The following is a 19,783-nucleotide window of genomic DNA, read 5'->3' as shown; positions in this document are numbered from 1 at the left end:
ACCGCCATGTTCACGAGAAGCCTGTTGTTGAGTGTTTGCGCGGTTTCACTGATCGGCTGTACGGGCAGGGGCTTTCAACCACCGCCACCGGCTTTTACCCAATGGCAGAAAAGCGGGGTATCCGTCGAAGGCGTCAAGAGCGCCATGCGCGCCTGCGGTTATACCAACCTGGTAGGAACGGGCGACGACTCGCCGATTGATGAGGTGTTGACGCGCTTCTACTGCATGAAGGACTCGGGATTTACCCACAAGGGCAACCTGGACCTGTGCAAGGAAGGCCGCATCGGCGAATCACCTGTGTGCGAAGGCCGCCGCTAATCCATCACTAAAAGGAACCAAGGAATGATCGATCTACGCAATGGACTGTACGGCGCCGCGCTGGTGCTGGCGGCAACCACCCTGGGCGGATGCGCCTCGTCGGCCGCCGTTACTGGCGAGCCCGGGGTGAACATGGGCGACAGCTACCAGAAGGTGCTGGCCGTGGTCAGCCGCAACAACACCGTGACCAAACAGGTCGATGGCCAGGGCTTCCGGGCCGAAGGGTATTCGCCGCTGTTCAAGGACTGCCGCGCCAAGTACTTCCTGTTCCAGGGCGCCGATGGCTTGCAGCGTGTGAGCTATGAGCCGGCGCCGAACTTGTCGGTCAACCAGAACTGCCGCCAGCCTTGATGTCCCCCCTGCGAGTCGATGCCCGATGAGACTGTTGCCTGTTATCCCCGCCGTGCTGCTGTTGGCGCTTGGCGGTTGCGGCCAGGTGGCGAACATCCGTTCGCTGTCCACCGGCTACGTGCCGCCGCAAGGTGGTGAGACGGCCCGCTTGCGCCTGGTCACCGACGGTTTGGTGCGCGCGGTGCCGGGGCGTGATTGCCTGGACTGGAGCGTGCCCGGCGCGGGGGTGATGGCGTCGGCCAAAGCCGGCTTCCCCGATCACAACGGCGCCAGCCTCGGCATGCCCGGGCCGGTTTATTCGTGGGCGGGTGCAGTTACGTCGGAGCTGGTGGTGCCGGCCAACAAGCCCATCGCGTTCCATTACCTGGGGCGGCTGCAATACTCCCGCCAGTGCGCCAAGACCATGACCTTTGTACCCAAGCCCGGGCGCGACTACATGGTGCAGGCATCGATGTCGGCGGATTGTTCGTTCCTGCTCGACGAGTTGCCGGTGGACGGCAAGCAATGGCAGCGGATCGAACCGACGCCGGTGAGCAAAGTGCCGATGTGCAACGCGATGGATAATTTCTGACCGGCGCAATTATTTTGCGTCACCATGGCTTTTTTCCCGCCAGCAAAGGTCCACATCCTTCATGCACCTTTGCAACCAGGAGTAAGCCCGCTATGACCAGCCCCAAGGCACTGTTGATCCTCCACGGCAAGCAAGCCCTCAACGAGGACGTGCGCGCGGCCGTGCAGGCCCGGCGTGAGCAGGGCTGGGAGCTGGCGGTACGGGTCACGTGGGAGGGCGGCGACGCCGAGCGCCTGGTGCATGAAGCGCTGGACGCGGGCTACACCCACCTGATCGCGGGCGGTGGCGACGGCACCTTGCGTGACGTTGCCGAAGCCATGGCCCATGCCAAGTCCGACGCCAGCCTGGTGCTGATGCCCCTGGGCACCGCCAATGACTTCGCCCGCGCCGCTGGCGTGCCGCTGGAGCCGGCCCAGGCGCTGGCGCTGCTGGACGTGCCAGCAAGGGCCATCGACCTCGGCCAGGCCGGTGGGCAGATCTTTCTCAACATGGCCACCGGCGGCTTCGGCAGCCAGGTCACGGCCAACACCTCCGAAGACTTGAAGAAAGTGTTGGGCGGCGCCGCCTACCTGTTCACCGGCCTGACCCGTTTCAGTGAATTGAAGGCGGCTTACGGTGAGCTGGAAGGGCCGGGCTTCCACTGGAAGGGCGACCTGCTCGCGCTGGGCATAGGCAACGGCCGCCAGGCGGGCGGCGGGCACGTGCTGTGCCCGGGCGCGGTGGTCGATGATGGTTTGCTCGACATCAGCATCCTGCCGGCGCCGCAGGAAGTGGTCGGCACCTTGCTGACGCTGATGAGCGACGGCGGGCTGGACAATATGTTTGTGCGCGCGCGCCTGCCGTGGGTCGAGATCAAGGTCGCCGACGGGTTGTACATCAATCTGGATGGCGAGCCGCTAAAGGGCGATGACTTGCGCTTTGTCGCCTTGCCCAAGGCCTTGCGCGTGCACCTGCCGGTGGGTTCGCCGCTAGTCGTCGAGGCTGATGATCTGCTCGCGCACCGCGAATAACACCAGGCCCGCCACGTCGAAAATCTGCAGCCGCTTCATGATCTGCGAGCGGTGGGCTTCCACGGTCTTGATGCTCAAGCCGAGGCCGTGGGCGATTTCCCGGGTGGACTTGCCGCGCACGATCAAGCGCAGGATCTCCAGCTGGCGCGCCGTGAGGTTGTGGCTGTGGACCACCGGCGAAGCCGGGCCCTGGTTGCGCACCAGCGCCTGGTTTATCACCGTGTGGGCAATCGCCGGGCTCAGGTAGCGCTCGTTGTTGCGCAGCGCCAACAGGGCGTGTTCCAGCTCGCTGGCGCTGGTGTCCTTGAGCAGGTAGCCGTGGGCGCCGCACTCCAGGGCGCGCATAATCAGTTCCGGGTCGGTGTGCATCGACAGGATCAGCACCTTGCTCTTGGGATGGGCGCTCTTGAGTTGCTGCAAGGCGTCCAGGCCACCGGTGTGTTTCATCGACAGGTCCAGCAGCACGATATCCGGTTGCAGGGCGTTGAACTGCGCGAGCAACTGCGCGCCGTCGCTGGCTTCGCCAACCACCGCGTAGCCGGGAATATCGAGGATCAGCGCGCGCACGCCGGCCCGGATCAACGCGTGATCGTCCACCAGCAATAAATTACAGGTCACTCTAGAGCCTTAGGCGCGCTGGCCCGTTCGAGGGCGCGCGGCGCCCAGGGGAAAAGCGCATCGATCCGCGTGCCTTTGCCAGGATGGCTGACCACGGACAAGGAGCCGCCCAGTTGATCGATGCGCTCGGACATGCCGGCCATGCCCCGTTGGCCTTCGCGGCCCGGGTCAAGGACGGGCGAAAAGCCTTGGCCGTCGTCGTAGATCGTCAGCGACAGCCCTTCGGGCAGGCGTTGCAGGCGCACCACCAGGTTGTGTGCCTGGGCGTGGCGTTGCATGTTGGTCACCGCTTCCTGGGTGATGCGAAACGCCGCCACGGCCATTTCCTCCGGGATGCCGGTCAGCCGTTGCTGGCATTCCAGGCTCCAGTGCGTGGGGCTGTTTTCCAGGGTCTTGAGCAGGTGCGCGCGCAGGCTCGCCTCCAGGCCCAGGCTGGTCAGCTGGCGCGGGTTGAGGATGGCGGAGACATCGCGCACCTTGGCCAGGGTTTCACTCAGGGTGTTGCAGAGCACTGTGCATTGGCCTTGCAACTCCTGGGGCAGGCGGCGCTGCAGCCATTCGCTTTGCAGCTTCGCGGCGGTGAGCAATTGGCCGATATCGTCGTGCAGTTCCCGGCTCAGGCGGTGGCGTTCGTTTTCCTGGACTTGCAACAGGCGGTCAGCCAGTTCCTGGGGTTGGAACTTGATGGATTTGCGTGACACCCATTGTTGCAGCGCAACCACGGCCAGCGTGCCCAGGTTGAGGATCAGCAGCACCAGTGGCACCGGCGCCGCCTGGATGTAGGCCCACAGGCTGACCAGCAGTGAACACAGGCACAGCGCGAGAATGATTCGGCGTGCATGGCTGCGGGAGATGGATGTGACGAGGAGTGACCTGAGGCTGGCGTACATAGCGGATGCTTTTCACGTTGTATGCATCATGAAGTTGAGTCACTTCGAGGGCGGCATGGTAACACTTTGATTACCGCTGGTCGCCAGACGTCAATCGCGCAGTTTCCCTGTTCAGGGAAGTTATAACGGGTCGTACTTTTTCTGCATATAACGGACGCGCGCGCGCAAGTTGTTCCTGTCGTTTCTGGACAAGTAGCCGATTAAAGGCGACCCCCCCGCCAAGCGGCATTCATGACGCTCGATGCAGGCGTTGCTCGGGTTTATAGCTGAAGTTCTTTTGGGGGATCTGCAAGGTCACCGTGGCGATCAAGGTGGTTTGCTCACTTTCATCCAAGCCCAGTTCGCCGGTGCGCGTGTCGATCAGTTCCAGCTGCCAGGCCAGCAACGTCAGGCACGCGTGCAGGGCATCCAGGGCCTGGTCATGCAATTGCAGCGGGTTGAGCGCATTGGCAATCAAGTACTGGATGTGCCGGGAAAATTCGCTGATCGCCTGCAGGGCCAGGTTGTCGGCCTTTTCAGCGAGCCGGGTGAGGCTTGCGGTCATGCACTCGATGGCATCGCTGTCGTTGCGGATCAGGTGCAGGTGGCTCAGGCATTCTTCCGACTTCGCCAACAGGGTTTCAGCTTCCAGCAGGAATTCGGGAAGTGCGGTTTGCCATTCGTTTGCGCTATTCATCATGCAAGTCTCCACAACATACGGTCGGGTGATGAGATGCCGCGTCGGGTGAATGGCGTAAAACTACCGCTGAAATATGACGGAGATCTGTAGTTCGCGTCTGAACTTTTAGTAGGAAGTTTATTGTACTGATCGCGATAGCCGTGCATGACCCGCATCGTGTGGGCGCACTTATGAAGCGCTGGAAGACCGGTGGGTCGTGGGCTGGACATCGCAAACAAAAGCCTGACTCCATTCATGCAATGAGAATGGCGTCACATTAATGGCTATTAGATATTGCGAATATCAGGTTGGGCCCGATTGTTACTAGGGGAATCCCTTAGGCAGCGGAACCTTGCGTCGCTTTGAATGTCGCGCAACGTCGCTGTAGTGCCATATGGAGAGGCCTGGGCAGTAAAGCATGATGTCAGTGTGACATCAATGAATTTACGTGGCATTTTACCGGGGTCAAGATCTGGCGCTTGCCGCCGATAACAGACCTTAATGAGCTGCACATTCCTTTCGCGCATCAGGAGCTTTTAATGGCCGGCATTCTCGACACGGTAGATCAACGTACGCAACTGGTCGGTGAGAATCGCCTGGAGATCCTCATGTTTCGCCTGGCCGGGCGGCAGCTGTTCGCGATCAACGTGTTCAAGGTGCAGGAAGTTTTGCAGTTGCCCAAGCTGACCCTGATGCCCCAGCGCCACCCATTTGTCTGCGGCGTGGTCAACCTGCGCGGCCAGACGCTGCCGGTGATCGACCTGTCCCAGGCCATCGGCATGCGCCCGCTGGTGCCGGGGCCGAACAGCACCATTATTGTCACCGAGTACAACCGTTCGGTGCAGGCGTTCCTGGTGGGCGGTGTGGACCGCATCGTCAACATGAACTGGGAAGCGATCCTGCCACCGCCGACCAGCGCCGGGCGCCAGCATTACCTCACGGCCATCAGCAAGGTCGATGACCAGTTGGTGGAAATCATCGACGTGGAAAAAGTCCTCGCCGAAATCGTGCCGTACAACGCCAAGGTCTCCCGGGAAAAGCTCGAAGACCCGGTGCTGGAGCGCGCCCGTGGCCGCGAAGTGCTGCTGGTGGACGACTCCAACGTGGCCCTCTCGCAGCTGCGCGGCACCCTCGGCCAGTTGGGGCTGAAGATGCACATTGCCAGCGACGGCCTCAAGGCGCTGAACATGCTCAAGGCCTGGGCCGACAGCGGCGTGGTGATGACCGACAAGCTGCTGATGGTCTTCACCGACGCCGAAATGCCCGAGATGGACGGCTACCGCCTGACCACCGAGATCCGCAACGACCCGCGCCTGCGTGGCTTGTATGTGGTGCTGCACACCTCGCTGTCGGGCAGCTTCAACGACTCGATGGTGAAGAAGGTCGGCTGCGACAACTTCCTCTCCAAGTTCCAGCCGGACAAGCTGGTGGACGTGGTGCGCGAACGCCTGATGCTGGACGAAGTGCCCGCTTGACCTTAGGGTAGCGTCTTTACCCCAAGGATTGCAGGCCCATGCTCCGTCTCAGCGCGTTGTACCGTTACCCCTTGAAGTCCGGCAAGGCCGAGGTCTTGCAGCAGATCGGCCTGGATAAACTGGGGTTGGACGGCGATCGACGCTGGATGCTGGTGGACGAGGCCAGCGGGCGTTTCCTCACCCAGCGCGCCGTCGCAAAGATGAGCCAGCTGTCGGCCCTGTGGAACAGCGCCGGTGGCCTGACCCTCAGTTCGGCCGGTTACCCCACCCTGGACGTGGCGCTACCCGGCAGCGAAGCCGAGTTGCGCGGCGTGACCATCTGGCGCGACACCTTGCGCGTGCCGGATGCGGGCGCCGCCGCGGCCGCCTGGGTCAGCGACTTTATCGGCAAGCCCACACGCCTGGTGCACATCCCCCTGGAGCGTGCGCGTACCACCGAAGCGGGTTACGGCAAGGACGATGACCAGGTCGCGTTCGCCGACGGTTACCCGTTGCTGCTGATCGGCCAGGCCTCCCTCGACGACCTGTCACAACGCGTCGGCCGGCCCATGGAAATGCTGCGCTTTCGCCCGAATCTGGTGATCGAAGGCAGTGAGGCGTTTGCCGAAGATGGCTGGAAGCGCCTGCGCATCGGCGATGTGGAGTTCCGCGCGGTCAAGCCGTGCTCGCGGTGCATCCTCACCACCATCGATCCACAGACCGGCGAGCGCAGCGCCGACCGCGAACCGTTCGTGACGCTGGAGGCGTATCGCAAGACCGAGAACGGCGCGATGTTTGGCCAGAACCTGGTCAACGATGGTATCGGCCAGTTGGCGGTGGGGATGGCGGTAACGATCCTGGAATGAAAAAAGCCCGTCTCCTGGGAGACGGGCTGGCGGACATTAAGTACTCAGCGTGATTTATAACTCTGCTATTTAACGGTAGAAACCAAATCAAATGTTACGATGTTGATTTTACCGTTATTTTTATATATGGATACGTTGTGAAAATCATAGATGGTCTCGCTGGTTTTTAACTTGACGCTATCACCAATGACTTCACGAACCGCGTTAGGGCTTTTAGTAACAAGAAATGGCTCTCGTTCCGTGGACTTTTTAAGCGCCTCCTGATCATTTGCCTGAATATCCATGAGGAAATATCTATAGATCAAGGGAACAGTAGCCCCTCCTGAGTCGTATAATATTTCATAAATAGCACCCCCTTCACCCACAATCGTGACTGAAACAACCTTTGTGGGGGGCGGCCTACTTGGCTCAGAAAAATAGATGTATATTCCTTGGCTAATGCAAATAATCAGAAGTATCCATATACTAAGCTTAGTACCCTTTCGACTTTGCATAATCAATGCCTGCTTTGATCCATACTTGATCTACCGGATCATCCCCGTAGGGCTCTTCCGACCACCATTTCCCAAAGTCTGCCGATGAACTACCAGCCACACGCTGTGCTGCACCGGCAGCCCTCAAAAGTACAATGTCTGGAATGCCTGCTGCTGTCCCGGTAGCGCCATAGTTAAAGTTCCCGAAGTTTTCGTGTAGACGCGCAATCTGCTTGTAATCCCAAGGGCCGCTATTTCGAACTTTGAGATAAAACCAAGTGTAAACAAGCGGAGATCCTGGGTTTTGTTTATATTGGTTTAACGCTTCTTGTAGGTTTTGGTCAAGTGATACTCCTGGCGGGGTAGCAGGATATTGACCCAGACGAGCCTGCTCTTCAGCATCCCTCAGAAGCTTTGCCTGTGCTTCGGATTTGGCCGCAATCGCGGCAGCTTCCGCGGCTTGAGCAGTTGCAAGCATCCCGTTTGCGGTGACGAGGTGAGTGTACAAAATATCATTTTCTTCTACCAACAACTTAGCATCATAGGCGGCCCGAAGAGAATCCTTCCAGACGAAGACCGATTGATAAAACTCAGGACCATAGTCACCATAAGAATATCGCCAGCCGAGAATTGGGTCTGCGCCGTCAAAAGCCTTGGCAACATTGACTTTTTCTACATAGGTGTTTGAGTTTTCCACCATAATCTTGGTGATGTTGTAGATTCTCAGCTGTGCCTTGTCAACAGGCTTTCCAGTACTGCTGGAAACTTTGGATTCAATGTCAGCTATTTTTTTACTCGCGCGCTCTGGTATTTTATTTTGTTCATCTGCGTAGTATTTCCGAGAGGCCATGCTGGAGTCAAACAATAGTTCCTCAGCCTGGTCTGTCAAGGATTGATACATAAACTCAACCCCAGCCGTAGGCCGCGTGGAACTTGGTTCCGATGGTAAGCCTGCGTAATTGCCACTACCACCACCACCGCTGCTTGGAGGAGTAAAAGGCCTGCCACTAGTAACGAAGATATTTTTTTCTGTCATTATCGATTCCTTTCAATAAGTATAAAAATTTGATCATTTTGGGTTTGAACACCTTCCTGCTTGAATGTTCTTGATGGTCTTTAGTTAAACCAAACGGCAGTTCATTCACTTAAAAGTCCAGCTAAGCGCGATCCTTTTAAGTGGGCAATAACTAACCGTTCAAGTCACCAGGACCCACCAGACGAAGGACACCAGACAGGAAGTAAAACTACTGTATAAATAAACACTGCTCAAGGCAATAGAAATCTATGCATTTATGCATATATCGGACAAGCGGTAATCATTCTCACTATGGTGCCCGTTGGCGTGAAGCTGCAAAAAGCGAAAATGTAGGGAGCGCTGCCGGAAAAATCGGCGGTTGCGGATTATACCCGCTGTTAGGGTTGCTCCTGAAAACGCCAGGTTATTCCAGCTCAGTACTTCACCTTGTAGGCAGGAGAATCCTGCGGCCGCTAGCCACGTGGGTCATACAAGAGGGGGGCTGATATTGGCGTGGCCCAGCCGCAACGTCAGGACTGGTAAGCGCGTTACCAATAACGCTTCATAGGTTAGACGCCCCCGTCGTTAATCGCTGACTGGGGGCCTTTTTTTACCGCGTGAAACTCAGCCGCGGTATTCGCACAGGTAAGCGGTGTCGACGGCGACTTTCAGCTGGAACTTGCTGTTGGCCGGTACGTGGAACTGGCTGCCGGCGGCGAAGGTTTCCCACTCGCTGGCTTCTGGCAGCTTGACGGTCAGCGCGCCCGACACCACGTGCATGATTTCACGTTGGGCGGTGCCGAATTCGTATTCACCCGGGGCCATTACGCCGATGGTCGCCGGACCTTCTGCGGTGCCGAAAGCGATCGACTTGACGGTGCCGTCGAAGTACTCGTTGACTTTGAACATGGGTGAATCCTCGGAAAAGGGTCTGGAAAGGTCGGCCAGTATGCCCAAGGGCAGGGGAGCTGCCTAGACCGGCAAAATCAGCGGCAACAGGCGTGCGGTGTTGCGCGCATCCTCCAGTGCTCGATGTTGCTGGCCATTGAACTGCATCCCCGCCAACTGCAGCGCGCCATTGAGCCCCAGCGGCTTGTCCAGGCGGCGCGCCTTGGCGAAGCGTTGCTTGAGGTTCACATGGGGGGTGTGTGCCAGCGCGCTGGCCAGGCCATGGCGCTGCCATTCCAGTTCCAGTTGCTTGCGGTCGTAGTCACCCCAACTGGCCCAGCCTTCCAAGCGCGCGTGGTGCTGGCCCAGCCAGCGTTCGAACAGCGGCCACACTTCGGTGATCGGCGCGGCCGCGTCGATATTCGCCTGGGTGATGTGGGTCAGTTGCCGGCAAAAGGGCGTCAGCAAGGGCCGGCGCAACGGCCGGACAAAGCGCTGGAAGTGATCCAGCTCGCGGCCCTGGCGGTTCACCAGGCTCGCGCCGATCTCGATGACTTCCATCTCCGTCACGGGCCAGCCGCCGTCATCCGTCGTGGCTTCAAGGTCAATAATCAGCCAATGAGGCATCGTGCAGGTTCCCGTCTCTTCCCTTCTTGATGGGGATAGAGCGTAGCCCGGCCGCGTAGTTCCGCCTAGGCGTTATTCGATCTCCAGCAAAACCTGGCGATTGCGTACCTGATCGCCGGCAATCACCTGCACGCCTTTAATCACCCCATCGATCCCGGCGCTCAGCGAGTGCTCCATTTTCATCGCTTCAAGCACCAGCAGCAGTTGGCCTTTGCTCACGCGTTCACCGTTGCTCACGCGCACAGCAACGATGGCCCCGTCCATCGGCGCCTTGACCGTGCCGCTCTGGACGTCGGCCTGACGGCTCGCCGCCTGGTGGGTGCGGTTGGTCACGTGCAAGCCCGGCAGCCACAGCTGGTCACCGTCGAGGTGGTAGGCGACGCGGCGGCGAATGCCGTTGAGCACCACGGTGGCACAGTGGCCGTCGGTGGTGAGGGCCAGCGGGGCCAGGGGCACGTTGTGGAGTTCGTCGTTGACCTCCAGGCGGTAAGTGCCCGCGACGCTGGCGTTGTTGCGCCAGCCCGCGAGGCTTTGGGGATGTTGCTCGGCGCCGTGTTGATAGAACAGCGCGGCGGCCAGGCTGAGGTGCTCGGCGGACACCGGCTGGTGCGGGATGTGGTTGAAGTGTTCGGCGATAAACCCGGTGCTGAAATCGCCACGGATAAAATCCCCCTGCTTGAGCAAATCCGCCAGGAACCGTTGATTGGTGGTTACGCCCAGCAACAGCGTGTCTTCCACCGCGCGCAGCAATTTGCGTCGCGCTTCCTCGCGGGTGGCGCCGTGGGCGATGAGCTTGCCCAGCATCGGGTCGTAGAACGGGCTGATGCGCTGGCCCTCGCACACGCCATGATCGATGCGCACGCCAGCGGCCGGTTGCCAGCGCAGCACCTCGCCGGTTTGCGGCAGGAAGCCCTGGGCCGGGTCTTCGGCGTACAGGCGCACTTCCATGGCGTGGCCGCTCAGGGTCACGTCCGCTTGCGTCAGCGGCAGGGGCTGGCCGGCGGCGATCTGCAGTTGCCAGTCCACCAGGTCAAGGCCGGTAATCAGCTCGGTGACCGGGTGTTCCACTTGCAGGCGGGTGTTCATCTCCAGGAAGTAGAACTGGCCGTTGCGGTCGAGCAAAAACTCCACGGTGCCCGCGCCCACGTAGTGCACCGCGCGCCCGGCTTGCAGGGCGGCCTCGCCCATGGCCTGGCGCAGTTCGGCAGTCATGACCGGGCAGGGCGCTTCTTCGATGATTTTTTGATGGCGGCGCTGGATCGAACAGTCGCGCTCGCCCAGGTAGATCAGTTGGCCGTGGCTGTCGCCGAACAGCTGGATTTCGACATGGCGCGGATCGATCAGCGCTTGCTCCAGGATCAGTTCGTCGCTGCCAAACGCGTTCTTGGCTTCGGAGCGGGCCGTGTGCAGGTTTTCCAGCAGGGCGCCGGCCGTGTGCACCAGGCGCATGCCGCGCCCACCGCCGCCAGCGCTGGCCTTAATCATCAGCGGGTAGCCGATACGTTCGGCTTCGTGTTGCAGGGTGGCGTCGTCTTGGGCGCCGCCCTGATAGCCGGCGATGCACGGCACACCGGCGTCGAGCATGGCGAGCTTGGACAGGCGCTTGCTGCCCATCAGTTCGATGGCCGCGACGCTGGGGCCGATGAAGGTCAGGCCGGCCGCGAGGCAGGCGCGGGCGAAGTCGGGGTTTTCCGAGAGGAAGCCGTAGCCGGGGTGGATGGCGTCGGCGCCGGTTTTGCGGGCCGCATCGAGAATCGCCGCGATATTGAGATAGGACTGTTGCACGGGCGCGGGGCCGATGTGCACGGCTTCGTCGGCCATCTGCACATGCAGGGCGTCCGCGTCAGCGTCGCTGTAGACGGCCACGGTGCGGTAGCCCAGGGCCTGGGCGGTGCGCTGGATGCGGCAGGCGATTTCGCCGCGGTTGGCGATGAGGATTTTGTTGAATGCGGGCATGGGGTTATCCCTTGGCTGACTGGGTGTTTGTGCTGGCCTCTTCGCGAGCAAGCCCGCTTCCACAGGTGGAACGCATTTCAAAATGTGGGAGCGGGCTTGCTCGCGAAAGCGTCATTTGCACCACCCTGGCTTGCGCTTCTGCACAAACGCCTGCGTCCCCTCAATCCCTTCTTCACCGGTTACCGCCTCGGCAAACCACTGCGCCCCGCGATCCAATACCACCGCCAGCGGCTCATCCACACTGGCCAGCAACAAGGCCTTGGTCCGCCCATTCGCCCCCGGCGCACAGCGCAAAACCTGCCCCAACACCTCATCCAACCGCTCGGCCAACGCCTGCGGATCACGCTCGGTAAAGTGCACCACCCCCAGCCGCTCGGCTTCCACCCCGTCAAACCGTGCCGCCGTCAGCGCCAGTCGGCGGGCCTGGGTCAGCCCGATGCGCTTGACCACAAACGGCGCAATCTGCGCCGGCAACAAGCCCAGACTGGTCTCCGGCAAACCGAACTGCGCCTGGTGATCGGCAATCGCAATATCACTCACGCAGGCCAAGCCAAACCCGCCGCCGAGCACTGCGCCTTGCAGCACCACGATCACCACCTGAGGCACCGCCTCGACGGCTTGCAGCAAGGTGCCAAATGCGCGGTTGAGCGCCTGCAATTGCTCGCCAGCGTTGACCAGGTCCTTCACATCCGCCCCGGCGCAGAAGTGCCCGCCGGCGCCGCTGATGACCACGGCGCGCGTACGGGCATCCAGTTGCGCCAGCACCGCGTGTAGCTCGTTGACCATCTCCAGGCTCATCGCATTGCGGCAACCGGGCCGGTTGAGGGTGATGTGCAGCACGCCGTTATGCGGCTCCAGCAGCAAGGTGTTCATGGTTTTTTCCCCGGCAAGGTGCCCATCAGTTTGCAGATGATGCCCAGCATGATTTCGTCGGCGCCGCCGCCAATCGACACCAGCCGCACATCGCGGTACGCACGCGCCACCGGGTTGTCCCACATAAAGCCCATGCCGCCCCAGTATTGCAGGCAACTGTCGCTGACTTCACGGCCCAGGCGTCCGGCCTTGAGCTTGGCCATGGAGGCCAGGCGGGTCACGTCCTGGCCCTTGATGTATTGCTCGGTGGCTTGGTACACCAGTGCGCGCAGGCATTCGATCTCGGTGGACAGTTCAGCCAGGCGGAAGTGGATGACCTGGTTGTCGATCAGCGCCTTGCCGAAGGTCTGGCGTTCCTTGCAGTACGCGATGGTGCTGTCGATGCAGTACTCCAGGCCCTTAATCATATTGGCCGCGCCAAACAGGCGTTCTTCCTGGAATTGCAGCATCTGCATCATGAAGCCCGCGCCTTCGTGGCCGATGCGGTTGCGTTGCGGCACACGCACGTTGTCGAAGAACACCTGGGCGGTCTCGGAGCTGTGCATGCCGAGCTTTTCCAGGGCCGGGCTGACGCTGATGCCTGGCGTGTTCATCGGCACCATGATGAGCGATTTGTTGATATGGGGCTTGTCGTCGGAGGTGTTGGCCAGCAGGCAGATAAAGTCGGCGCTGGGGGAGTTGGTGATCCACATCTTGCTGCCGTTGATCACGTAGTCGCTGCCGTCCTTGCGCGCATGGGTCTTGAGCCCGGCCACATCGGACCCGGCGCCGACTTCCGAAACGCCAATGCAACCGACCTGTTCGCCGCTGATGGCCGGGCGCAGGAATTCGTCGCGCAGTTCATCGCTGCCGAAGCGGGCGAGGGCGGGGGTGCACATGTCGGTCTGCACGCCGATGGCCATGGGGATGCCGCCGCAGCGGATGCTGCCGAACTCTTCGGCGGCGACGATGGAGTAGCTGTAGTCCAGGCCCATGCCGCCGAACTGTTCCGGCTTGGAGATGCCCAGCAGGCCGAGGTCGCCGGCCTTGCGGAAGATCTCGTGGATGGGGAAGCGACCGGCTTTTTCCCATTCATCCACGTGGGGGTTGATCTCGCGGTCGACGAAGGCGCGCACGGTGCGGCGCAGTTCCTGGTGTTCTTGGGTAAAGAGCATTTTTATTGTTCTCCGGTTAGAAACGCGCCACACCAAAACTGTTGGGTTGCAACTCGCGCACGTCGGCCTCGTGGCAGATATCCAGCAACAAGCCGAGCAGGGTCCGCGTATCCCGTGGGTCAATCAGCCCGTCGTCCCACAGGTTGGCACTGCCGTACAACGCGGTGGACTGGCTGTCGAGCTTCTGCGCGGTGACCTGCTCCAGCATGTCCAGCACCTTGGGGTCGGGCACCACACCGTTTTTCAACTGCTTGGCCTCGGTGACAATCCGCAGCACCTTGCCCGCCTGCGCACCGCCCATCACGGCCGTGCGGCTGTTGGGCCAGGCGAAGATAAAGCGCGGGTCCAGGCCACGGCCGCACATCGCATAGTTGCCGGCGCCGTAGGAGCCGCCGACCACAATCGTCAGTTTAGGCACCCGCGCATTCGCCACCGCCTGGATCATCTTCGCGCCGTGCTTTATCACCCCTTGCTGCTCTGACTCGGTGCCCACCATAAAGCCGGTGGTGTTGTGCAGGAACAGCAGCGGCGTGCGGCTCTGGTCGCACAGCTGGATAAATTGCGCGGCCTTGCTTGCGCCCTTGGGCGTGATCGGGCCGTTGTTGCCGATCACACCGACGGCGCGGCCGTGGATGTGCAGGTGGCCGCAGACGGTGTGGGCGTCGAACTCGCTTTTGAATTCGAGGAAGTTCGACCCGTCCGCCAGGCGCGCGAGGATTTCGCGCACGTCATAGGGTTTTTTCGGGTCGTCGGGGATCAGGCCCAGCAGTTCTTCGATGGGGTACAGCGGTTCGCGGTAAGTGCGCTGCATAGCCGCTGGCAGACGATCATTCCACGGCAAGGCGCTGACGATTTCACGCACGATGCGCACGCCGTCCGTGTCGTTTTCCGCCAGGTATTCAGCGGTGCCGGCGACTTGGGCGTGCATCTCGGCGCCGCCCAGTTCTTCATCCGTCGCCACTTCGCCGGTCGCGGCTTTCAGCAGCGGCGGCCCGGCGAGGAACAGCTTGGCCTTGCCCCGTACCACCACCACGTAATCCGACAGCCCCGGCTGATACGCCCCGCCCGCCGTGGCCGAGCCGTGTACCACGGTGATCTGCGGCAAGCCCATGGCCGACAGGCGTGCCTGGTTGGCAAAACTGCGTGCGCCTTCGACGAAAATCTCGGCGGCGTAGTTGAGGTTGGCGCCGCCGCTCTCGGCCAGGGTCACCACCGGCAGTTTGTTTTCCAGGGCGATCTGTTGCAGGCGCAGGGATTTTTTCAGGCCGCTGGGGGAAATCGTGCCGCCCTTGATCGCGCTGTTGTTGGCCACCACCAGCATGCGCACGCCGCTGACGTAACCGATGCCGGCGATCAGGCCACCGCCGGCGGCGCTGCCGTCCTTGTCGTCGTGCAGCTTGTAGCCGGCCAGGCTGGCCAGTTCGAGAAACGGCGCGCCGGGGTCCAGCAGCAGGTTGAGGCGTTCACGGGGCAGCAATTGGCCGCGCTGGTCGAACTTGGCGCGGGCCTCTTCGGCCTTGTCCAGCAGGTTCTGCTCCAGCTGGCGCAGGTGCTGGATGCCGATCAGCATGGCCTCGCGGTTCTGCGCGAACTGGGCGCTGTGGGGGTCGATCAGGGAGTCAATCAGCGGCATGGTTTATTGCTCCGCCTTGAGCACGTCGGGCAAGTAAGCGCGGTGGAAGCCGTTGAACGGCTCACTCGATGGATGCGCCTTGTGCAAGGGCCAGGCGCGGCTGCCCAGGCTGGCGGCGCCGTCGATGCGCAGGGTGCTGCCACTGATAAAGGCGGCGGCGGGGCTGAGCAGGAAGACGATGGCGGCGCTGACTTCCGATTCGGTGCCGATGCGCTTGAGCGGCACATGCTCGCGCAGGGTAGGGATCACCGCTTTGAACGCGCCTTCGTAGGTGTCCATGCCGCTGGAGGCGATCCAGCCCGGCGCCACGGCGTTGACCCGCACCCCGGCGCAGCCCCACTCAAACGCGGCGGTCTTGGTGAAGTTGTCCATGCCCGAACGCGCCGCGCCCGAGTGGCCCATGCCGGGCATGCCGCCCCACATGTCGGCGAGCATGTTGACGATGGCGCCGCCGTGCTTGCTCATCGACTGGTTGAACACTTCCCGCGCCATCAGGAAGCCGCCGACGAGGTTGGTGCGCAACACGGTTTCAAAACCTTTTTGATTGATCGACGCCAGCGGTGACGGGTACTGGCCACCGGCGTTGTTCACCAGGCCGTGGATCGGCCCGTGGTCGCTGAGGATCTGCGCGACCAGCGCCTTCACCGCCTCTTCATCACGAATGTCGCAGGCCAGCCAATGGGCGCGGCCGCCATCTTCGGCAATTTCTGCGGCGACGGTTTGCAGCTTCTCGGGTTTGCGTCCCACCAGAATCACATTGGCACCGAGGGCCGCCAGTTCATGGGCGGTGCAACGGCCAATGCCGCTGCCGCCACCGGTGACAATCACGGTGTGCCCCTGGAACAGGTCGGCTTTGAAGATCGAGTCGAAGGCCACGGCAACGCTCCTGTTAATTGAGTTGATCGGCGAGGTGTTGCGGCACGGCGATGGGGATTTCCAGCAACTGCTGGGCGAAGGCCTTGCCTTGCGGGTCGATGCGCAGGCTGGCGATACCGCCGCCGCCCAGGGCGTTTTCCAGGAGGAAATTGAGGCTATGGCTGCCGGGCAGGTACCAGCGTTCGACGCGCCCGTGCAGCGGGTCGAGCACGTGGCTCATCCAGTCGACGATTACTGCGGGCGTCAGCGCTTCGGCGATCCACGGCAGGTACTCCGGTGCGCGGGCGATCACGCCGATATTGCTGTGGTTGCCCTTGTCGCCGGAGCGCGCCACGGCGAGTTTGACCAGGGGCACGCTGGCGTCGGCGGCGCCTTGGGGTTGGGGCGGATAGATTGCCGCCGCCGGTGTTTGCAGCGGGTGGGCGCTGGGCAGTTCGACGCTGTGGCGCTGGCCCTGGAAGTCGATCACGGGCGCACAGAAGGATTTATCCACCAGGAATGAAAACAGGCGAATCAATGGATACACGGTGGGCCGCCCACCGACGATCCCGGTGAGCCCCGGCGCCATGCCCGTGGCGGCCTGAGCGATCTCGCGGGCAAACAGCACCAGCGCCTGTTTGTTGGGGTGGCGCACCGCGAGTTTCACCACCACTTCGCGGCAATCGTGGCGCCGTGCGTGGGCACCATAGGTGGCTTCGCTGCCGAGCAGTTCGATATTCACTTCGGTGTAGGGTGCCCAGCCGCGTTGGCTGAACAGTTCGGCGGTCTTGTCGATGATCGCCTGGCTGACCCGCTCGGCCTTGGCCACGGCGTCGATCCCGGCGATCAGGCAACTGGCGGTGCAACGGAAACCGTCCGGGTAGGTGGCGCTGACCTTGTACTGGTCGGTCGGTGGCAGGCCCTTGGCGCCGTGCAGGTGCACGCGGTTTTCGCCCTGCTGCTGCAGGGTGACCTGGCTGAAGTCGCAGATCACATCCGGCAGCAGGTAGGCGCGCGGGTCGCCAATCTCATACAACAGTTGTTCGGCCACGCTCAGCTCGCTGATTAGCCCGCCCGTGCCTGCGACTTTGCTCACCGTGAACGCGCCGTCGGCGCTGACTTCGACGATGGGGAAGCCGATGTGTGCGTAGTCCGGCACGTCGCGCCAATCGGTGAAGTTGCCGCCGGTGCACTGCGCGCCGCATTCGATGATGTGCCCGGCCAGGGCGGCTTGGGCGAGGCGGTCGTAGTCGTCCCAGGACCAGTCGAAGGCATGCACCAAGGCGGCGCTGACCACGGCACTGTCGACGACGCGGCCGGTGATGACGATGTCGGCGCCCAGTGCCAGCGCAGCGGCAATGCCCGGCGCGCCGAGGTAGGCGTTGGCGGACACGCACACGGGCGGCAGGGGGGCGCCGTTGAACATGTCGGTGATGCCGTGGAGTTTTTTGAGTTCGGGTTGCAGGTCATCGCCTAGCAGTACGGCGATTTTCAGCGCGATGCCGGCCTTGTCACAGGCCGCTTGCAGGGCGGCGGCACAGGCCTGGGGGTGGATGCCGCCCGCGTTGCTAATCACGCGGATACCCTGGCGCTGGATCTCGGCCAGCAACGGCGTGAGTACCTCGACAAAATCCGTGGCGTAGCCGGCCTGGGGGTCTTTCATCCGCGCGCCGGCGAGGATCGACATCGTCACCTCCGCCAGGTAGTCGAATACCAGGTAATCCAGCGCGCCGCCGTGCACCAACTGGGCGGCGGCGGTGCAGGTGTCGCCCCAGAAGGCGCTGGCGCAGCCGATACGAACCGTGTCACGCATGAGAAATCCTTCCTCTGATGGCTGTTGCCGAGACTACCAAGCAAGCGCTTGGTCTGTAAACTCCCGACACAGATTTTGCCCAAGCGCTTGCTTGGGTGGCGGCCACGGCCTAAATTGCCGGCCAAGACGTCAGTAGAAGTAGAGGAGAGTGGCATGGATGAGCACAACGCCCTGCGGGTGATGCGCACCATGGTCGATGGCGGCCAGTTGACCGACCCCGACAGTGCCCGGGGCAAGTTGCTGCAGACGGCGGCGCACCTGTTCCGCAACAAAGGCTTCGAGCGCACCACCGTGCGTGACCTGGCGAGTGCCGTGGGCATTCAGTCCGGGAGCATTTTTCATCACTTCAAGAGCAAGGACGAGATCCTGCGGGCGGTGATGGAAGAAACCATCCACTACAACACCGCGATGATGCGCGCCTCCCTCGAAGAAGCGCGCGACGTGCGCGAGCGCGTGCTGGCGCTGATTCGCTGCGAATTGCAATCGATCATGGGCGGCAGCGGCGAGGCCATGGCCGTGCTGGTGTACGAGTGGCGCTCGCTGTCGGCCGAAGGCCAGGCGCAGGTGCTGGCGCTGCGTGATGTGTACGAAGAGATCTGGCTGCAGGTGCTCGGCGAGGCCAAGGCCGCCGGTTATATCCGGGGCGATGTGTTTATCACCCGGCGCTTTCTTACTGGGGCGTTGTCCTGGACCACGACGTGGTTTCGCGCCGAGGGCAGCCTGACCCTGGAGCAATTGGCCGAAGAAGCGCTGCTGATGGTGCTTAAAGCCGATTGATGAGCAAGCTATTAATTTGACGGTGGAAAGTTGTCTCTCCCGACAAAAACGCCTAGCTTATCGCCATCAGAGTATTCAACGGTGTGTGCCTCAATGTTTTCGCCATGGCGGCTGGCTGCAGGAGTTACCTTTTTGGCACTGGGCACCGCAGGGTGGGCGCCGGCTTCGGCTGCGCAATTGGTGAGGATCGGCGCGGCGCACTTCCCGCCCTACACCGTACGCCCTGAGCAAGGCGCCGACACTGGCTTGCTGCCGCAACTGGTGGAGGCCCTGAACACCGCGCAGAGCGACTACCAGTTTGTGCTGGTGCCCACCTCCATTCCGCGGCGTTTCCGGGATTTCGAGCAGGGCCGGGTCGACATGGCCATCTTCGAAAATCCCGAATGGGGCTGGCAGAAGATTGCCCACGCCAGTGTCGACATGGGCCTGGAGGATGCGGAAGTCTTCGTCGCCCAGCGTGAGCCCGGGCGCGAGCAGGGCTATTTCGCCGACCTTGCGGGCAAACGCCTGGCGGTGTTCAGCGGTTATCACTACGCCTTCGCCAACTTCAACCCCGACCCCAAGTACATGGCCGAACACTTCAACGCCACGTTGACCTATTCCCATGACAGCAACTTGCTGATGGTCGCGCGCGGGCGTGCCGATATCGCGCTGGTGACGCGTTCGTACCTGAGTGATTTCATGGTGCGCAATGCGGATATGGCGGGGCAGTTTTTGGTGTCGGAGCGTATCGACCAGGTGTATCACCACTACGCGTTGCTGCGGCCCAAGGCGCCGATTACGGCCGAGGCGTTTGCCGGGTTGCTCAAGCGGTTGCGGGAAAACGGCGAGATGCTGAAGATTTTCGAGCCGTATCGCATTGACGTCATGCCAACGCCCTGAGCGGGTTATCACAACTCCAAATGTGGGAATGGGCTTGTGTGGGAGCGGGCTTGCTCGCGAATGCGGTGTATCAGTCGAAATACCTGTGACTGACACACCGT

The 19,783-nt window shown here is 61.7% G+C and carries 21 protein-coding genes; 8 read left to right on the top strand and 13 right to left on the bottom strand.

What is annotated here, in order from left to right; genetic code table 11:
• Positions 1 to 6: 6 nt before the first annotated feature.
• From NUV89_RS04520 to yegS, 4 genes are all read left to right on the top strand, one after another.
• On the top strand, positions 7 to 318 hold the full coding sequence (locus tag NUV89_RS04520) for a hypothetical protein (protein WP_092243070.1): 312 nt from the start codon (positions 7 to 9) through the stop codon (positions 316 to 318).
• Positions 319 to 342: 24 nt separating this feature from the next.
• On the top strand, positions 343 to 669 hold the full coding sequence (locus NUV89_RS04515; RefSeq protein WP_257780454.1) for a hypothetical protein: 327 nt from the start codon (positions 343 to 345) through the stop codon (positions 667 to 669).
• Positions 670 to 694: 25 nt separating this feature from the next.
• The gene (locus tag NUV89_RS04510; protein WP_257780453.1) at positions 695 to 1,240 is read left to right on the top strand and encodes a hypothetical protein; all 546 of its coding nucleotides are present in this window, start codon (positions 695 to 697) and stop codon (positions 1,238 to 1,240) included.
• A gap of 92 nt (positions 1,241 to 1,332) precedes the next feature.
• The gene (gene yegS / locus NUV89_RS04505) at positions 1,333 to 2,250 is read left to right on the top strand and encodes a lipid kinase YegS (RefSeq protein ID WP_257780452.1); all 918 of its coding nucleotides are present in this window, start codon (positions 1,333 to 1,335) and stop codon (positions 2,248 to 2,250) included.
• Here the strand turns inward: yegS and NUV89_RS04500 are convergent.
• The 3 genes from NUV89_RS04500 to NUV89_RS04490 form a co-directional block, all read right to left on the bottom strand.
• Positions 2,209 to 2,868 carry a response regulator transcription factor gene (locus NUV89_RS04500; RefSeq protein WP_207046070.1) on the bottom strand — a complete coding sequence of 220 codons (660 nt, stop codon included), beginning with the start codon at positions 2,866 to 2,868 and terminating at the stop codon, positions 2,209 to 2,211. The two genes, yegS and NUV89_RS04500, sit on opposite strands and share 42 nt — an antisense overlap.
• The gene (locus NUV89_RS04495; RefSeq protein ID WP_257780451.1) at positions 2,865 to 3,758 is read right to left on the bottom strand and encodes a sensor histidine kinase; all 894 of its coding nucleotides are present in this window, start codon (positions 3,756 to 3,758) and stop codon (positions 2,865 to 2,867) included. Before NUV89_RS04495 ends, NUV89_RS04500 begins: the two co-directional genes overlap by 4 nt.
• Positions 3,759 to 3,987: 229 nt before the next feature.
• Complete coding sequence (locus tag NUV89_RS04490; RefSeq protein ID WP_257780450.1) at positions 3,988 to 4,437, bottom strand: hypothetical protein; 450 nt, start codon at positions 4,435 to 4,437, stop codon at positions 3,988 to 3,990.
• A 518-nt stretch (positions 4,438 to 4,955) separates the two neighbouring features.
• Between NUV89_RS04490 and NUV89_RS04485 the strand changes: the two genes are divergently transcribed.
• A complete protein-coding gene (locus NUV89_RS04485) occupies positions 4,956 to 5,891 on the top strand; it encodes a chemotaxis protein CheV (protein ID WP_017735246.1) in 936 nt (311 codons plus the stop codon).
• A gap of 38 nt (positions 5,892 to 5,929) precedes the next feature.
• Complete coding sequence (locus NUV89_RS04480; RefSeq protein WP_257780449.1) at positions 5,930 to 6,736, top strand: MOSC domain-containing protein; 807 nt, start codon at positions 5,930 to 5,932, stop codon at positions 6,734 to 6,736.
• A 65-nt stretch (positions 6,737 to 6,801) separates the two neighbouring features.
• On the opposite strand, the gene NUV89_RS04475 is transcribed toward NUV89_RS04480, so the two are convergent.
• The 10 genes from NUV89_RS04475 to NUV89_RS04430 form a co-directional block, all read right to left on the bottom strand.
• Positions 6,802 to 7,020, bottom strand: coding sequence for a hypothetical protein (locus NUV89_RS04475; RefSeq protein WP_257780448.1), 219 nt, complete (start codon positions 7,018 to 7,020; stop codon positions 6,802 to 6,804).
• Positions 7,021 to 7,207: 187 nt separating this feature from the next.
• Positions 7,208 to 8,245, bottom strand: coding sequence for a polymorphic toxin type 44 domain-containing protein (locus tag NUV89_RS29795; protein ID WP_308220185.1), 1,038 nt, complete (start codon positions 8,243 to 8,245; stop codon positions 7,208 to 7,210).
• A gap of 603 nt (positions 8,246 to 8,848) precedes the next feature.
• Entirely contained in the window at positions 8,849 to 9,133 is a 285-nt protein-coding gene (locus NUV89_RS04465; protein ID WP_207046062.1) for a pyrimidine/purine nucleoside phosphorylase, read from the bottom strand.
• A gap of 63 nt (positions 9,134 to 9,196) precedes the next feature.
• A complete protein-coding gene (locus NUV89_RS04460) occupies positions 9,197 to 9,739 on the bottom strand; it encodes an exonuclease domain-containing protein (protein ID WP_257780447.1) in 543 nt (180 codons plus the stop codon).
• A 72-nt stretch (positions 9,740 to 9,811) separates the two neighbouring features.
• Entirely contained in the window at positions 9,812 to 11,695 is a 1,884-nt protein-coding gene (locus NUV89_RS04455; RefSeq protein WP_257780446.1) for an acetyl/propionyl/methylcrotonyl-CoA carboxylase subunit alpha, read from the bottom strand.
• A 111-nt stretch (positions 11,696 to 11,806) separates the two neighbouring features.
• A complete protein-coding gene (locus NUV89_RS04450; RefSeq protein WP_257780445.1) occupies positions 11,807 to 12,568 on the bottom strand; it encodes an enoyl-CoA hydratase/isomerase family protein in 762 nt (253 codons plus the stop codon).
• The gene (gene atuD, locus NUV89_RS04445; protein ID WP_257780444.1) at positions 12,565 to 13,722 is read right to left on the bottom strand and encodes a citronellyl-CoA dehydrogenase; all 1,158 of its coding nucleotides are present in this window, start codon (positions 13,720 to 13,722) and stop codon (positions 12,565 to 12,567) included. The genes NUV89_RS04450 and atuD overlap by 4 nt, the downstream gene beginning before the upstream one ends.
• Positions 13,723 to 13,738: 16 nt before the next feature.
• The gene (gene atuC / locus NUV89_RS04440; RefSeq protein ID WP_257780443.1) at positions 13,739 to 15,355 is read right to left on the bottom strand and encodes a geranyl-CoA carboxylase subunit beta; all 1,617 of its coding nucleotides are present in this window, start codon (positions 15,353 to 15,355) and stop codon (positions 13,739 to 13,741) included.
• A 3-nt stretch (positions 15,356 to 15,358) separates the two neighbouring features.
• Positions 15,359 to 16,231, bottom strand: a complete 873-nt coding sequence (locus NUV89_RS04435; protein WP_257780442.1) for an SDR family oxidoreductase — start codon at positions 16,229 to 16,231, stop codon at positions 15,359 to 15,361.
• Between the two features lie 13 nt (positions 16,232 to 16,244).
• Positions 16,245 to 18,023: an acyclic terpene utilization AtuA family protein gene (locus NUV89_RS04430; protein ID WP_257780441.1), complete on the bottom strand. Its 1,779-nt coding sequence runs from the start codon at positions 18,021 to 18,023 to the stop codon at positions 16,245 to 16,247.
• 153 nt (positions 18,024 to 18,176) lie between these two features.
• Between NUV89_RS04430 and NUV89_RS04425 the strand changes: the two genes are divergently transcribed.
• Positions 18,177 to 18,800 carry a TetR/AcrR family transcriptional regulator gene (locus NUV89_RS04425; protein WP_257780440.1) on the top strand — a complete coding sequence of 208 codons (624 nt, stop codon included), beginning with the start codon at positions 18,177 to 18,179 and terminating at the stop codon, positions 18,798 to 18,800.
• 93 nt (positions 18,801 to 18,893) lie between these two features.
• Entirely contained in the window at positions 18,894 to 19,682 is a 789-nt protein-coding gene (locus NUV89_RS04420) for an ABC transporter substrate-binding protein (RefSeq protein ID WP_257780439.1), read from the top strand.
• The last annotated feature ends 101 nt before the right edge of the window (positions 19,683 to 19,783 follow it).

The organism is Pseudomonas sp. 18.1.10 (assembly GCF_024655625.1).
Classification (GTDB): domain Bacteria; phylum Pseudomonadota; class Gammaproteobacteria; order Pseudomonadales; family Pseudomonadaceae; genus Aquipseudomonas.
The sequence above is the reverse complement of the archived record's forward strand: the minus strand, read 5'-3'. Positions and strand labels throughout refer to the sequence as shown.

Bases quoted from the DNA above. Each gene is read 5' to 3' on its own strand.
- NUV89_RS04520 (WP_092243070.1), top strand. From the start codon at position 7: ATGTTCACGAGAAGCCTGTTGTTGAGTGTTTGCGCGGTTTCACTGATC.
- NUV89_RS04515 (WP_257780454.1), top strand. From the start codon at position 343: ATGATCGATCTACGCAATGGACTGTACGGCGCCGCGCTGGTGCTGGCG.
- NUV89_RS04510 (WP_257780453.1), top strand. From the start codon at position 695: ATGAGACTGTTGCCTGTTATCCCCGCCGTGCTGCTGTTGGCGCTTGGC.
- yegS (WP_257780452.1), top strand. From the start codon at position 1,333: ATGACCAGCCCCAAGGCACTGTTGATCCTCCACGGCAAGCAAGCCCTC.
- NUV89_RS04495 (WP_257780451.1), bottom strand. From the start codon at position 3,758: ATGTACGCCAGCCTCAGGTCACTCCTCGTCACATCCATCTCCCGCAGC.
- NUV89_RS04490 (WP_257780450.1), bottom strand. From the start codon at position 4,437: ATGATGAATAGCGCAAACGAATGGCAAACCGCACTTCCCGAATTCCTG.
- NUV89_RS04485 (WP_017735246.1), top strand. From the start codon at position 4,956: ATGGCCGGCATTCTCGACACGGTAGATCAACGTACGCAACTGGTCGGT.
- NUV89_RS04480 (WP_257780449.1), top strand. From the start codon at position 5,930: ATGCTCCGTCTCAGCGCGTTGTACCGTTACCCCTTGAAGTCCGGCAAG.
- NUV89_RS04475 (WP_257780448.1), bottom strand. From the start codon at position 7,020: ATGGATATTCAGGCAAATGATCAGGAGGCGCTTAAAAAGTCCACGGAA.
- NUV89_RS29795 (WP_308220185.1), bottom strand. From the start codon at position 8,245: ATGACAGAAAAAAATATCTTCGTTACTAGTGGCAGGCCTTTTACTCCT.
- NUV89_RS04465 (WP_207046062.1), bottom strand. From the start codon at position 9,133: ATGTTCAAAGTCAACGAGTACTTCGACGGCACCGTCAAGTCGATCGCT.
- NUV89_RS04460 (WP_257780447.1), bottom strand. From the start codon at position 9,739: ATGCCTCATTGGCTGATTATTGACCTTGAAGCCACGACGGATGACGGC.
- NUV89_RS04455 (WP_257780446.1), bottom strand. From the start codon at position 11,695: ATGCCCGCATTCAACAAAATCCTCATCGCCAACCGCGGCGAAATCGCC.
- NUV89_RS04450 (WP_257780445.1), bottom strand. From the start codon at position 12,568: ATGAACACCTTGCTGCTGGAGCCGCATAACGGCGTGCTGCACATCACC.
- atuD (WP_257780444.1), bottom strand. From the start codon at position 13,722: ATGCTCTTTACCCAAGAACACCAGGAACTGCGCCGCACCGTGCGCGCC.
- atuC (WP_257780443.1), bottom strand. From the start codon at position 15,355: ATGCCGCTGATTGACTCCCTGATCGACCCCCACAGCGCCCAGTTCGCG.
- NUV89_RS04430 (WP_257780441.1), bottom strand. From the start codon at position 18,023: ATGCGTGACACGGTTCGTATCGGCTGCGCCAGCGCCTTCTGGGGCGAC.
- NUV89_RS04425 (WP_257780440.1), top strand. From the start codon at position 18,177: ATGGATGAGCACAACGCCCTGCGGGTGATGCGCACCATGGTCGATGGC.
- NUV89_RS04420 (WP_257780439.1), top strand. From the start codon at position 18,894: ATGTTTTCGCCATGGCGGCTGGCTGCAGGAGTTACCTTTTTGGCACTG.